This is a genomic window from Virgifigura deserti, from assembly GCA_003576685.1.
GTDB classification, from domain to species: Bacteria; Pseudomonadota; Alphaproteobacteria; order Dongiales; family Dongiaceae; genus Virgifigura; species Virgifigura deserti.
Map to the genome: position 1 here is coordinate 259978 of QOZR01000006.1, position 12656 is coordinate 272633.

14 protein-coding genes are annotated in these 12656 nt (G+C 64.3%); 10 read left to right on the plus strand and 4 right to left on the minus strand.

The window, feature by feature from the left end:
* The first annotated feature begins 195 nt into the window (after positions 1–195).
* Positions 196–606: a YkvA family protein gene (locus DT069_RS12820; RefSeq protein ID WP_119460687.1), complete on the plus strand. Its 411-nt coding sequence runs from the start codon at positions 196–198 to the stop codon at positions 604–606.
* Between the two features lie 18 nt (positions 607–624).
* Here the strand turns inward: DT069_RS12820 and DT069_RS12825 are convergent, their stop codons facing one another.
* Together DT069_RS12825 and DT069_RS12830 are read right to left on the minus strand one after the other, a co-directional pair.
* Positions 625–1605, minus strand: a complete 981-nt coding sequence (locus tag DT069_RS12825; RefSeq protein WP_119460688.1) for a DMT family transporter — start codon at positions 1603–1605, stop codon at positions 625–627.
* 101 nt (positions 1606–1706) lie between these two features.
* Positions 1707–1919 carry a hypothetical protein gene (locus tag DT069_RS12830; RefSeq protein WP_119460689.1) on the minus strand — a complete coding sequence of 71 codons (213 nt, stop codon included), beginning with the start codon at positions 1917–1919 and terminating at the stop codon, positions 1707–1709.
* Positions 1920–2145: 226 nt separating this feature from the next.
* Between DT069_RS12830 and DT069_RS12835 the strand changes: the two genes are divergently transcribed.
* Entirely contained in the window at positions 2146–4098 is a 1953-nt protein-coding gene (locus DT069_RS12835) for an acetoacetate--CoA ligase (RefSeq protein WP_425450199.1), read from the plus strand.
* 52 nt (positions 4099–4150) lie between these two features.
* Here DT069_RS12835 and DT069_RS12840 read toward each other — a convergent pair whose 3' ends face one another.
* Complete coding sequence (locus DT069_RS12840; RefSeq protein WP_162913171.1) at positions 4151–4321, minus strand: hypothetical protein; 171 nt, start codon at positions 4319–4321, stop codon at positions 4151–4153.
* Between the two features lie 260 nt (positions 4322–4581).
* Between DT069_RS12840 and DT069_RS12845 the strand changes: the two genes are divergently transcribed.
* The 8 genes from DT069_RS12845 (at position 4582) to DT069_RS12880 (ending at position 11708) form a co-directional block, all read left to right on the plus strand.
* A complete protein-coding gene (locus DT069_RS12845; RefSeq protein ID WP_119460691.1) occupies positions 4582–5052 on the plus strand; it encodes an aminoacyl-tRNA deacylase in 471 nt (156 codons plus the stop codon).
* Positions 5053–5176: 124 nt separating this feature from the next.
* Entirely contained in the window at positions 5177–6364 is a 1188-nt protein-coding gene (locus tag DT069_RS12850) for an aminotransferase (protein ID WP_119460692.1), read from the plus strand.
* Positions 6361–6957, plus strand: coding sequence for a protein-tyrosine-phosphatase (locus DT069_RS12855; protein WP_119460693.1), 597 nt, complete (start codon positions 6361–6363; stop codon positions 6955–6957). Before DT069_RS12850 ends, DT069_RS12855 begins: the two co-directional genes overlap by 4 nt.
* Before the next feature lie 693 nt (positions 6958–7650).
* Positions 7651–8472 carry a substrate-binding periplasmic protein gene (locus DT069_RS12860; RefSeq protein ID WP_162913172.1) on the plus strand — a complete coding sequence of 274 codons (822 nt, stop codon included), beginning with the start codon at positions 7651–7653 and terminating at the stop codon, positions 8470–8472.
* 39 nt (positions 8473–8511) lie between these two features.
* Positions 8512–9180, plus strand: a complete 669-nt coding sequence (locus DT069_RS12865; RefSeq protein WP_119460695.1) for an amino acid ABC transporter permease — start codon at positions 8512–8514, stop codon at positions 9178–9180.
* The gene (locus DT069_RS12870) at positions 9177–9917 is read left to right on the plus strand and encodes an amino acid ABC transporter ATP-binding protein (protein WP_119460696.1); all 741 of its coding nucleotides are present in this window, start codon (positions 9177–9179) and stop codon (positions 9915–9917) included. Before DT069_RS12865 ends, DT069_RS12870 begins: the two co-directional genes overlap by 4 nt.
* Positions 9914–10588, plus strand: coding sequence for an amino acid ABC transporter permease (locus DT069_RS12875; protein ID WP_119460697.1), 675 nt, complete (start codon positions 9914–9916; stop codon positions 10586–10588). The genes DT069_RS12870 and DT069_RS12875 overlap by 4 nt, the downstream gene beginning before the upstream one ends.
* A gap of 226 nt (positions 10589–10814) precedes the next feature.
* A complete protein-coding gene (locus DT069_RS12880) occupies positions 10815–11708 on the plus strand; it encodes a DMT family transporter (protein WP_119460698.1) in 894 nt (297 codons plus the stop codon).
* 30 nt (positions 11709–11738) lie between these two features.
* Here DT069_RS12880 and DT069_RS12885 read toward each other — a convergent pair whose 3' ends face one another.
* Positions 11739–12644, minus strand: coding sequence for a transcriptional regulator GcvA (locus DT069_RS12885; RefSeq protein WP_119460699.1), 906 nt, complete (start codon positions 12642–12644; stop codon positions 11739–11741).
* Positions 12645–12656 lie beyond the last annotated feature (12 nt).

Consider the following 12656-nt stretch of genomic DNA (forward strand, 5'->3'; position numbering starts at 1 on the left):
GAACGCAATGAGTCCAGGAGCGCTGCGCCAGCGTTGGCGCCGTTCATCGGTTGTATACTGTATACATGTATCACCCGGCCGAGGCAAAGGCCTGAGTCTCCGACTCCCAGTATATTTCGTTCGCACGGTTTCGCGACGGTCGCGGCCGGGCGGCGCGGCATTGCACCGCATCGATCCCGCCTTATATCATATTCCATGACGCAGAAGAGCCTCGTTCCTTACGATCCGGAGAAGCTGGCACGCGACAAGGCGCGGGTCGAGGATGGATTCTGGGACAAGTTGCGCCGCTATGCCCGCCGGGTTCCGTTCGCCGAGGAAGCCGTGGTGGTTTATTACTGCGCGATCGATCCGGCGACGCCATTGCAGGTAAGGGCAGTACTCTACGGCGCGCTGGCCTATTTCGTCCTGCCGTTCGACGTCCTGCCCGATCTGGTGCCCTTGCTCGGCTTCACCGACGATGCGGCGATCCTGTATGCCGCGATCCGCACGGTGACACCTCACATCACCGACCGGCATCGCGCCCGCGCCAGGGACGCGCTCGCCGACACGGACTCGGGTGACACTGGCGCGGATGCATCGCCGCGGTCTAGCGAAACCGCCACCTGATGGTTTCTTGACCGCCACTCAGCCCCGGTGGTCCTCCCGATGTGGTGAAGGTGCCGGAGTGGCGATCACGACGGCGCCGGCCGACGCGGCGGCCTGGGTTGCCGCCGATTGGCTGAGCCTCGCCTCGCGACGGGCGATGTAGATCGCAGCGCCGACGATCACTGCGGCGCCGCTCCAAGTCCACAGGTTCGGCAGCTCGGCGAAGGCGAAATAGCCGATGATCGAGGCAAAGACCAAGCGGGTATAGTCATAGGGCATCACCGCCGAGGCGTCGGCCAGGGCGAAGGCGCGGATGTAGCAGAGATGGCCGAGCGTGCCGAGCGCGCCCATCCCGACCAGAAGCCACCAGAGGTCCGGCTCCGGCCAAGTCCAGACTAACAGCGCCGGCAGCAGCGACATCGGCGTCATCAGCAGCACCATATAGGTGGCGATCGCGTTGCTCGATTCGGTGCGCGAGAGATGCTTGATGATCAGCACCGAGACTGCCGAGATCGCCGCCGACAGAAGGGCCAGCGCGGCGCCGACGGTGAGGCCTTCGGTTCCCGGGCGGAGGATGATCAGCACGCCGGCGAATCCGATTACGGTCGCCGTCCAGCGCCGCGCCCGCACCACCTCCCGCAGGATCAGCGCGGCGCCGATCGTCGCGAACATCGGCGCCGCGAAGCTGATGGCCACGGCCTGCGCGAAGGGCAGCAGGGCAAGCGCCGAGAACGAGGTCAGCATCGCCGTCAGGCCGATCACTGCGCGCCAGACATAGAGGCCAAGCCGCTCGGTGCGCAGCGCCCCCAGGCCGGCGCGCCAAAGCCAGGGCAACAGGAAAGCGAGCCCGAAGAGGTTGCGGAAGAAGGCGACCTCGAAGGGATGCATCTCGTGGGTGAGATGGCGGATCACGCCGCTCAGCCCGGCAAAGAACAAGGCGGCGCCCGTCATCCACAAGGCCGCCATAGAGGACGGAGTCCGCGTCGAAAGATTCGGGACGATCCGGTCGAGCTGCGTCATCGGCCGGAACAGTAACAGGCTCCGGTAAAACTCTCATTGCCCCTGCTGCGGTGAGCCCCGCGGAATCCGGAAGCGGATTTCGCCCCGAGTCAGGCGACGAGTCAGGCGGCTTCGCAGCCGTGCTTGTCCGGCTCGCCTGCCGGGCCGACCACCCGCAGGGTGCGGCGACGCATGGCATCCTGAGCGACGCGGATCGCGGACCAGACCATCTCCGGGCTCAGCCGGTCGCGCTTCAGAAGCTGATGCGTGATCGGGTCGGAAAGAAGTTCGGCCAGTGTCGGCTCGGTTCCGGCGCGTGCCCATCGATGCTTCATTCTTGCCTCCTGCCTGGATTTCGGTCGCGTCCCACTCCGGGTCGGCACGAGGTGTTGCCGATCCGCTGCCGGTTTCTCCTATCGAATATCGGTGACACGAGTCCGGTGCGTTTTCTTGCGGGTATGTTAATAACGCTTTGCCGTCCGGAACGATCCGCGCTCGGATCGTCAGGGCGTGATAAATTTACGGTCTGTCCCGAGCAGCAGGTGGAAAGGGAGGATACGCGTGACGGAATCTCTATGGGCGCCTGGGCCGGAAAGGATCGCCGGCGCCAACATGACGGCGTTCATGCGCGCGGCGGCGGCCGACTGGTCCCGCGACATTCCCGACTACGAGGCGCTCTACCGCTGGTCGATCGAGGCGCCGGAGCAATTCTGGCGATCGGTCTGGTCGTTCTCCGGCGTGATCGCGGAGACACAAGGGCCCACGGTGCTGCGCGACGGCGACCAGATGCCGGGCGCCCGCTTCTTCCCCGAGGCGCGGCTCAACTTCGCCGAGAACCTGCTGCGCCGCCGCGACGACAGCGACGCGCTGGTGTTCTGGGGCGAGGACCGGGTGAAGCGGCGGATCAGCCATAGCCAACTCTATGACCAAGTCGCGCGGCTCGCCCGCGCGATGAAGGATTTCGGCATCCAGCGCGGCGACCGGGTCGCCGGCTTCGTGCCCAACCTGCCGGAAACGATCGTCGCAACCCTGGCGACGGCCAGTCTCGGCGCGATCTGGTCGTCCTGCTCGCCCGATTTCGGCGTGCGCGGCGTCGTCGACCGCTTCGGGCAGATCGGCCCGCGCCTGCTGTTCACCGCCGACGGCTATATCTACAACGGCAAGACACACGACTCGCTGGCCCGAGTGCAGGAGTTCCTGCCCGAGCTGCCGAGCGTCGAGAAGGTCGTGGTCCTGCCCTACACGCGCGAGGCGCCGCCGCTGGACGGCATTCCGAACGCCGTGATGCTCGAGGATTTCGTCGCGCCGTATCCGGCCGGGGATATCGAATTCGCGCTGCTGCCGTTCAACCATCCGCTCTACATCGTCTATTCCTCGGGCACGACCGGCGTGCCGAAATGCATTATCCACGGCGCCGGCGGAACACTGCTTCAGCATCTGAAGGAGCATCGGCTGCATTCCGACATCAAGCCGGGCGACCGGCAGTTCTATTTCACCACCTGCGGCTGGATGATGTGGAACTGGCTCGTCACCGGCCTGGCCTCCGAGGCGACGCTGCTGCTCTATGACGGCTCGCCCTTTCATCCCAACGGCAACATCCTGTTCGACTTCGCCGAGGCTGAGCGTTGCAGCTTCTTCGGCACCTCGGCGAAATATATCGACGCCTGCGGCAAGGCCGGGATCGGGCCGATCGACAGCCATGATCTGGGAGCCTTGCGGACGATCGCCTCCACGGGCTCACCGCTGGTGCCGGAGAGCTTCGATTACGTCTATCAGTGCATCAAGCGCGACGTTTGCCTGTCCTCGATCTCCGGCGGCACCGATATCGTCTCCTGCTTCGTGCTCGGCAACCCGATCGCGCCGGTCTGGCGCGGCGAGATCCAGACGCGCGGCCTCGGCATGAAAGTCGAGGTCTGGGACGAGGCGGGTCGGCCGGTCCGCGGCGAGAAGGGCGAGCTGGTCTGCACTGCACCCTTCCCGACGATGCCGTTGGGGTTCTGGAACGATCCGGAAGGTGCCAAATACCACGCCGCCTATTTCGAGCGATTTCCCGGCGTCTGGCATCATGGAGACTATGTCGAACTGACCGAGCATGACGGAATCATCATCTACGGCCGCTCCGACGCCGTGCTGAACCCGGGCGGGGTGCGGATCGGCACGGCCGAGATCTACCGCCAGGTCGAGCAGCTTCCGGAGGTCGAGGAAAGCATCGTGATCGGCCAGGACTGGCAGGGCGACGTGCGCGTCGTGCTGTTCGTCAAGTTGCGGCCGGGACTCGCGCTCGACGATGGCCTCGTCGACCGGATCAAGGCGCAGATCCGTCGCAACGCGACGCCGCGTCACGTTCCGGCGAAGGTGATCCAGATCGCCGAGATCCCGCGCACCAAGAGCGGCAAGATCGTCGAGCTCGCGGTGCGCGACATGGTCCACGGACGCCCGATCAAGAACCGCGAGGCGCTCGCCAACCCAGAGGCGCTGGAGCTCTATCGGGACATCGAGGCGTTGCGCTCGTAAGACATCGTGATGCGGACTCACCCCCCTCACCCCGTAAGGGAGAGGGGGTGGCTCAGCGCGCTTTCGCCTTCTCAGCCTGCCGCTTCTGCACCGATTCCTTGTCCGTGCCGGGCTTGGTGATGCCCATCAGGCCTTCCTCCTGGCGGGCGAAGTCCCGATCTTGCTTCTCCGGCGATTTCTTCGGAGAGGCTTCGTGCGTGTCGCGCTCTGTCTTGCCGGCCATGACGACCTCCTCAGGAAACGCTTGTCTCATCGCGTGGCGTTCTCGTCCGCTCCCTGGGAAACAGGCGGCCGATATCGGGGTTCCAACGAACGGGAATCATTTGTTGGTATGGAACCGCCAGGAAGCGTAGGCTCTTGACTCAAAGAGAGCGCCAGAATGCCCGCGGAACCGCAGGCAGCGGAGAGCAAGCCGGCTCCCAAGCGGCGTCTCGGCGGTGTTATGACGCCGAAATGGAGCTGCCCCAGGCGAGGAGGTAAGCCATGGCAGTCGCAATGACATTGCAGAAATATATGGAAGATCAGGGCGTCCCCTACGAGGTGGTGAGCCACCCCCGGGCGATGCGGATGGCGACGGCAGCGGAGGCGGCGCATCTGCCTGACGACCGCGTCGCCAAGACGGTCGTGCTCGAGGATGAGAGGGGCTATCTGCTGGCGATCGTTCCCGCTTCGCATCACATCCAGCTCGGCGAGGTGCATCGCTGGCTCGACCGGCATCTCGGCCTGGCTACGGAGGACGAGGTCGGGACCCTGTTCCAGGATTGCGAGCTCGGCGCCATTCCGCCGATCGGGGCTGCCTATGGCCTCGACGTCGTCATGGAGGACGATCTGGCAGCCCAGCGCGACGTCTTCTTCGAGGCGGGCGATCACTGCAGCCTGATCCATGTCAGTGCCGAGGATTTTCGCCGGCTGATGCCGAACGCCCGGATCGGCCGGTTCAGTCGGCATGATTGATGTGCGGCTGCCGCGGATAGGGTCTTGATCGGGCGGCCCCGTTTGCCGCCGCGGCGGTCGTCCTTCGCCCAGAGTGTCCAACAGACCGTGGACAGGGTCTGTTGGACATTCTAAACCATCGGCCATGCCGCTCCGTCCGAATCCGCTGCTCACTGCCGTCGCCGCGCCGCCGATCGCCGAGGCGCAAGGCTGGATCGCCGGCCGCGATTTTCCTGCCGACAAGCCGCTGATCGATCTGGCGCAGGCGGTGCCGGACTATCCGCCGCCGCCGGTCTTGACCGACCATCTCGCGCGGCTCGTCGGCGACCCGGCTACCGCGCGCTATACGGAGATCGAGGGGATCGGCCCTCTGCGCGCCGCGCTCGCGGCCGACATCGGCGCGCTATATGGTGCGCCGATAGCGCCTGAGCAGGTGATCGTCACGGCCGGCTGCAATCAGGCCTTCTGCCTCGCGATGATGGCGCTGGCCGCGCCGGGCGACGAGGTGATCGTCCCGCTGCCCTATTACTTCAATCACCAGATGTGGCTGGAGATGCAGGGCATCCGCGCCGTGCATTTGCCATTCCGGGCCGAGCGCGGCGGCGTTCCCGATCCCGAGGCGGCGGCCGCGCTGATCACGCCGCGGACGCGCGCCATCCTGCTGGTGACGCCGAACAATCCGACGGGCGCCGTCTATCCGCCGCCCGTCCTCGCCGCCTTCCATGACCTCGCCAGGCGGCATGACCTCGCGCTCGTCGTCGACGAAACCTATCGCGACTTTCTGCCGCAGGACGGCGCCCCGCACGGGCTGTTCGCCGAACCGGGCTGGGCGGAGACGCTGGTCCATCTCTACAGCTTCTCGAAGACCTATTGCCTCACCGGCTATCGCGTCGGCGCGGTCGTCTGCGGTCCGCGGCTCGGGGCCGAGATCGCCAAGGCGATGGACTGTGTCGCGATCTGCGCGCCGCGTATCGGACAGGAGGCGGCGCTCCGCGGCCTCACGGCCCTCGGCGCCTGGCGACAGGAGAACACCGCGCTGATGCGCGGGCGTCTCGCCGCGCTGCGCGAGGCCTTCGCGCGCAACGACCTCGGCTATGAGCTGGTCAGTGCCGGCGCTTATTTCGCCTATCTGCGTCACCCCTTCTCCGGTGAGACGGCGAGCGACGTCGCGCGCCGGCTGGCGGCGGAGCAGAACCTGCTCTGCCTGCCGGGCAGCATGTTCGGGCCGGGGCAGGAGGACTATCTCCGCTTCGCCTTCGCCAATGTTCCCGCCGAGGCGATGCCGGCGGTCGCCGCACGCCTCGCGGCCAGCCTGAAGCGTCGGTCGTCTTGACGGCGACGCCCGACTTCGCCGTCCGGGTCGGCGGCCTGCACACGATCCGGGCCGATCTGGAGGCGTTCCGGCCGACTCACCTGATCGGCATCCTCGACCCGGCGGTACCTGAGGCGGTGGCGCGTCTCGGCGTCGCGCCGGAGCGGGAGCTGCTGATCCTCCGCTTTCGCGACACGGCGCACACAGAGCCCGGCGGCCCGGCCGTCACCCATGTCGAGGCGATTCTCAGCTTCCTCGATCGGGCGATCGCCCGCTGCGGCGAGGCGGAGGTCCGCCTGTTCGTCCACTGCCATGCCGGCGTCAGCCGAAGCACCGCGACGGCCTATCTGGCGCTCGTCCGCAAGCATGGGGTCGAGCAGGCGGAGGCGGCCTTCGCCGAGCTGCTGCGAGTCACGACGAAGCCCTGGCCCAACCTCAGCATGGTCGCCCACGCCGATCAGATTCTCGGCGGCGGCGGGCGCCTGCTGAAGCCGCTCGAAACCTACCGGGCGCGCCATCCCAACCGGCCCCACGCCCACGGCCGGCTGCACCGGCTCCGCATGCGCCGCGATCCGGGCTATGTGGCGGCGGTCAGGATGGCGGCCGGGGAGTAGGAATACCGCCAAATCCGCGTCACTCCTATGCGCCAAGGAAGCTGGCGGGCGACGTTGCGCCGCCTTGGTTGCCTGCCGTCCTTTCGCTCACCGGCCAGCAAGACACGCTCGCACAGATCCACCGAATAGGGCCGGGCGTGGAACTTCCCTCACCACGACACATCCTGTTCAACGGATAGCTCCCCGTCGCAACAGCTTCCGGGTTCTCCGAGCCCACCGAACTGGAACCGGGCGGCGTCCCACGCGCCTGTATCGCGATCAGGTTCTCGCGCAACTGCCGCGTGCTCCACCGCAGGCAACTGAAGGGCGGGTCGGGTTTCGATCGGCGACCAGCGCCGAAACGGATCAGACTCCAACCGGCGCCGATAGAGAATCTCTCTATTCAGGCGGAGTTCTCTCAGCCTGCGCGGACCAATGGAGAGAGACAGTCTCTACCGAGCGGCCAAAACAGATACTTTTTTTCTAACCCTTGGCATAGCTTTGTTAACCGGACGAGAGGAGGCAGCCTAGCTGAGCCGATCTCAGCCTCCCCAAAGAGGCAATGGCATTGAGCTGTTTGGCAATCCGTCAGTAAGTCTGGTTGAGCCAAGCGCAAATTATCTGGATGTGAAGGCTGCGACCGCTCCGAAGTGGCTGGGCGACCCCAGCCATATCGCCTTGTTCCTCCAAAACGAAGTAAATAGGGAGCTTAAGTTGAAGAGAATACTTCTGGCCACCATGGCTCTGACCGCTGTCTCAGTGACAGCCTATGCGCAAGAGGGCGATCCGCTTGTCGCCGGCGTCGAAGGGTCTTTCCCTCCTTGGGCCTACGTCGAGAGCGGCGAGTTCAAGGGCATCGCCATCGATGCGATGCGCGCCATTGCCGCAGATCAGGGCTTGAATGTCGAGTTTCGCGAGCTGCCGTGGCCATCCCTGATTCCAGCCCTCTCGAAGGGCCATATCGATCTTCTCGTCACGGGTCTGAACGTTACAGCCGAGCGCGCCGAGGTGCTCGACTTCACGATCCCGTGGTGGGAGAACGACGACGAGATCCTGGTCGCTTCCGATAGCGACAAGAACGCCGTGACCGCGCTCTGTTGCGGTGCAACTGTCGGGGCCCAGTCCGGTGCGACGCAGCACACATGGCTGCAACAGAACCTCGTCGACAGCGGCGTCGACATCACGTTGCGGGGATATGAGGATTACGTGACTGCGGTCGAAGATCTCGGCATAGGCCGCCTCGATGCCGTGGTGACGAGTACCGACACCGCCGAAAGCCTGATCAGCAAGGGCCGCGATCTCAAAATCGTCGGAACGATCCAGCAGAACCAGCCGCAGGCGCTTGCGGTGCAGGAGGGTGACCCCAACAATCTGCTTGAGAAGCTCAACAAGGGCATCATGAACATCTACAAGAACGGGAAATGGGCGGAGATCGTTCACCGGTACACGCCGGAGGCAACCATCCGCGCCATTCCAACGGCCATGCCGGACTACGTGGACAGCTACCAGGAGCCGATCCCCGGATACCCCGGTTAATGCTGCTACGCCAGAAGTTGCCGTTCATCCGAGGTTCTGATGATCTGGAATACCCTGTACGATAATCTTCCGTACCTGCTCCACGGCACCTGGATCGCATTGCAGCTTCTGGCGGGCCTCCTGGCCATAGGCCTCGTTCTTGGGCTGGCGCTTGCACTCGTGGAGGTCTATGGCGGCCGCCTTGCGAGGGTCTGCGGCATCGTTTTCGAGCGTGTGTTTCGCGGTATCCCGGCCGTTGTTCTTCTGCTCCTGTCCTACTACGGCGTTTCCGATTTCATTGAGATCCCGCCATTCCTGGCGGCCGTGCTCGCGCTCGGTCTGCGCTCGACCGCCTACCAGTCACAGATCTTCCGGGGAGCGATCCAAGCCGTACCGGTTGGGCAGATGATGGCCGCACGAGCGCTCGGCATGGGGCGGGTGGAAGCCATCTTCCGCATCGTCATTCCTCAAGCGATGCGCCATGCCATCGGTCCATGGACGAATGAGTTCTCTTCCGAACTGAAAGCGACCTCACTCGCCTACGTCATCGGCGTAATCGAACTGACACGCCAAGCCAAGTACATCATCTCAAGCACACAGGGAAACATCCTGATCGTGTTCGGTGTCGTTGCTATCATCTACTTCATCATCAACCGGCTGGGGAACATCGCGCTCTACCGGCTTGAGGCCAGGATGACGGTTCCTGGTTTCGAACGGAGGCGCGCATGAGCACTGTCCTCAGGGTCGAGAGCATCGTGAAGCGCTACAGCGATCACGCGGTTCTCAACGGCGTCTCGCTCGAGCTTGCCCGCGGCGAGGCGAAGGTCATCATGGGGCCCTCCGGCACCGGCAAGTCGACGCTCCTTCGCTGCATCAATCACTTGACGCCACCTGATGAGGGTCGGGTTTTCCTAGAGGGTGAGGAGCTCACGTCCGAGAACATCAACAAGATTCGCCAACGCCTCGCCTTCGTGTTCCAGGATTTCAACCTGTTCCTGCACCTGACGGTACTCGACAATGTTCGCATCGGACCGCGCAGGATACTCGGACAGTCGAAGGAAGAGGCCACGGAACGGGCCCTGACCGAGTTGCGCCGCGTCGGGCTGGAGGATCGGGCGAATTATTATCCGGCGCAGTTGTCCGGTGGACAGCAGCAGAGGGCGTCAATCGCCCGGGCTCTGGCCATGGATCCAAAGGTGATTCTGTTCGACGAGCCGACGTCGGCTCTCGACCCGGAACTGACGGGCGAAGTCGTCGCCGTCATGAAGCAACTCGCCAGCGAAGGCATGACGATGCTCGTCGTCAGCCACGAAGTTGCCTTTGCACGTTCTGCCGCCGACAAGATAATTTTCATGGAGGGCGGCTACATCGTCGAGGAGGCGACGCCCGAGGTTATCCTCAGAAATCCTAGAAGTGACCGTACCCGAGGCTTTCTCAAGGCGATCGGCGAGCAAGAGGCGGTATGAGCGAGTTCCTCGATTTCGCCGCTGAACACCTGCCTTACATTCTGGAGGGCTTGCCAACGACCTTGGCGCTCTGGATTCTCGCGATCACGTTCGGGTTCTTTTTTGGCCTGCTCTTGGCATGGTGCCGAATCTATGGCGGGCGCCTCGCTTACAGTCTCGCCACTGTTTATGTCGAGATCTTCCGCGGCACACCCATGCTGGTGCAGATGTTCTTCATATATCTGGGGCTGCCTGAGATCGGGATCGTATTCGATCCCTTCACTGCGGCCGTCGTGGCTATCGGGCTAAACACCTCGGCCTATCAGGCGGAGTATTTTCGAGGGGCGCTTCTTTCGGTGCCTTCCGGTCAGATGGCTGCAGCACAGGCAATGGGCATGAGCCGCATGCAGGCTCTCATACAAATTGTTTTGCCTCAGGCCTTGCGCCGCGTTCTTCCGCAGTGGTCCAACGAAGCGATCCTCGAGCTCAAGTTCACCTCTATTGCCTTTGCGATCGGCGTCACCGAGATTACGGCACGTGCAGAAAAGATAGGCTATCAGACGTTTGAGTTCTTCAATACGTTCGTTTTGGTTGCTCTTGTCTATCTGGTTTTGACGGCAACAGTGGCCGAACTTCTTGCGTGGCTTGAACGGAAGACCTACGTGCCCGGTGTCACAGCCCGCGCCGGGTAAACACAGATCCGGAGCCCGTGAACGTGTTTCGACAGGCTCATGCTTCGACAGGCTCAGCGTGGGGATTCGGTGCCCTCATCCTGAGCCTGTCGAAGCATGAGGAATGGCGCTCGGCCGCGGAAGCAGCTTCATTCCGCATTGCTCCCATGCGCGAAGGGATCTGGCAGAGAACGTCGCGCGGCCTTAAGGTTGCCTGCCCTTCCATCCGTCGAAAGTCTCGAAACCCGTGTCCGCCGGTCTGCTCTATGCTTTCACCGTGCTGTTCTGGGGCACGTCATGGTTCGCGATCGAGCTTCAGCTCGGCGTCGTCGCGCCGGAGCTGTCGATCACCTACCGCTTCATCCTGTCGGCCGGAATGCTGCTGTTGTTCTGCGTCGCGACCGGACGGCGGCTGCGCTTCCCGCTTCGCGACCACCTGTTCATGGCGCTGCAGGGGGCGTCCCTCTTCTCGCTGAACTACATGCTGTTCTATGAGGCGGCCGCGCATCTGGCGAGCGGGCTGCTGGCGGTCTGCTTCTCGACCATCGTCGTAATGAATATCGCGAATGGCGCGCTGTTCTTCCGCCATGCGGTGGACCCGCGGGTCGCGGTGGGCGCGCTTTTCGGCTTGGTCGGTCTCGGCTTGGTGTTCTGGCCGGAGGTGGCGGGTTTCGAGTTCTCCCGGGAGGCGGCGCTCGGCCTCGGCCTGTCGCTGATCGCTACCTATCTCGCCTCGCTCGGCAACATGGTCTCGGTCCGCCATAAGCAGGCGCGGATTCCCGTGGTGGAAAGCAACGCCATCGGCATGGCCTATGGCGCGGCGCTGTCGCTTGGCCTCGCGCTCGGCGGCGGCGCGCCGCTCGCTTTCGACTGGTCGTGGACCTATGTCCTGTCGCTGATCTATCTCGCGCTGTTCGCCTCGGTGCTCGGGTTCGGATTTTACCTCACCCTGCTGCAGCGGATCGGCGCCGACCGCGCAGCCTATGCCACGGTGCTGTTTCCGATGGTGGCGCTGGCCGTCTCGACGCTGTTCGAAGGCTATCGCTGGACCGCGCTTGCCGCCATCGGCGTCGGGCTCGTGCTGGCGGGCAACCTTCTGGTGCTGGTGCGACGCCGGAAGCGCGCCCCGGCGCCCGCTTGAGGCCCAGCCTGTCCGGTAAGGCTGATACGCCTATTCCGCGCCCTTGCCGCGCGCGGCTTCGGCCAACAGCCAGTCACGAAAAGCGACGATCTTCGGTCGGTCGGCATTCGATTCCGGCGCGACCAGATAAAAGGCGAACTCCGTCGGCAGGCAGATATCGAACGGCTTGACGAGGCGGCCGGCCGCGAGATCGTCGCCGGCCAGCGCGTTGTGACTGAGCGCGACGCCCAGCCCGTCGATCGCCGCCTGAAGCATCAGGTTGGAATAATTGAAGCTGAGCGCCCGCCGTGGCGAGACGCCGTCAACGCCGGCAACGGCCAGCCAGCGTGACCAGAAATCCTCGTTCCAATCGGAATCGTGGAGAAGAGGATGATGGGCGAGATCGGCCGGCACCCGCAGCGGGGCCGGACCCTCCAGCAACTTCGGGCTGCAGACCGGAAACAGATGCTCAGTCAGCAAGGGCTCGATCCGTAGTCCCGGCCAATTCCCGCGGCCGTAGCGGATCGCCAGGTCGACGTCGTCTCGCTCGAAATCCACGAGCTTCTCGGTCGCGGAGATCCGCACATCGATCTCCGGATGGCGTTCGCGAAAGCCGCGCAGCCGCGGTACCAGCCATTTGGCGGCGAAGGAGGGCATGGTGCTGACCGTCAGCGGACCGCTCTGGTCCTGCTGGCGCACCTGCCGCGAGGCATCGGCCAGCCGCTCGAAGATCTCGCGCAGGGGCTTCAAATAGGACTGCCCGGCCTCCGTCAGGACGACGGTCCGGTTGAGGCGGCGGAAGAGGGGAACGCCGAGCCAGTCCTCCAGCGCCTTGATCTGGTGGCTGACGGCGCTGTGGGTGACATGCAGCTCCTGCGCCGCCCTGGTGAAGCTCAGCAAGCGGGCGGCGACGACGAAATAATGCACGGCCTTGAGCGGCGGCAGGCGATCGGCCATGGCCCGTTTCTC

What these genes read in the sequence shown, in the direction of transcription:
- DT069_RS12820 (WP_119460687.1), top strand. Translation starts at nt 196, where the DNA reads ATGACGCAGAAGAGCCTCGTTCCTTACGATCCGGAGAAGCTGGCACGC.
- DT069_RS12825 (WP_119460688.1), bottom strand. Translation starts at nt 1,605, where the DNA reads ATGACGCAGCTCGACCGGATCGTCCCGAATCTTTCGACGCGGACTCCG.
- DT069_RS12830 (WP_119460689.1), bottom strand. Translation starts at nt 1,919, where the DNA reads ATGAAGCATCGATGGGCACGCGCCGGAACCGAGCCGACACTGGCCGAA.
- DT069_RS12840 (WP_162913171.1), bottom strand. Translation starts at nt 4,321, where the DNA reads ATGGCCGGCAAGACAGAGCGCGACACGCACGAAGCCTCTCCGAAGAAA.
- DT069_RS12845 (WP_119460691.1), top strand. Translation starts at nt 4,582, where the DNA reads ATGGCAGTCGCAATGACATTGCAGAAATATATGGAAGATCAGGGCGTC.
- DT069_RS12850 (WP_119460692.1), top strand. Translation starts at nt 5,177, where the DNA reads ATGCCGCTCCGTCCGAATCCGCTGCTCACTGCCGTCGCCGCGCCGCCG.
- DT069_RS12865 (WP_119460695.1), top strand. Translation starts at nt 8,512, where the DNA reads ATGATCTGGAATACCCTGTACGATAATCTTCCGTACCTGCTCCACGGC.
- DT069_RS12870 (WP_119460696.1), top strand. Translation starts at nt 9,177, where the DNA reads ATGAGCACTGTCCTCAGGGTCGAGAGCATCGTGAAGCGCTACAGCGAT.
- DT069_RS12875 (WP_119460697.1), top strand. Translation starts at nt 9,914, where the DNA reads ATGAGCGAGTTCCTCGATTTCGCCGCTGAACACCTGCCTTACATTCTG.
- DT069_RS12885 (WP_119460699.1), bottom strand. Translation starts at nt 12,644, where the DNA reads ATGGCCGATCGCCTGCCGCCGCTCAAGGCCGTGCATTATTTCGTCGTC.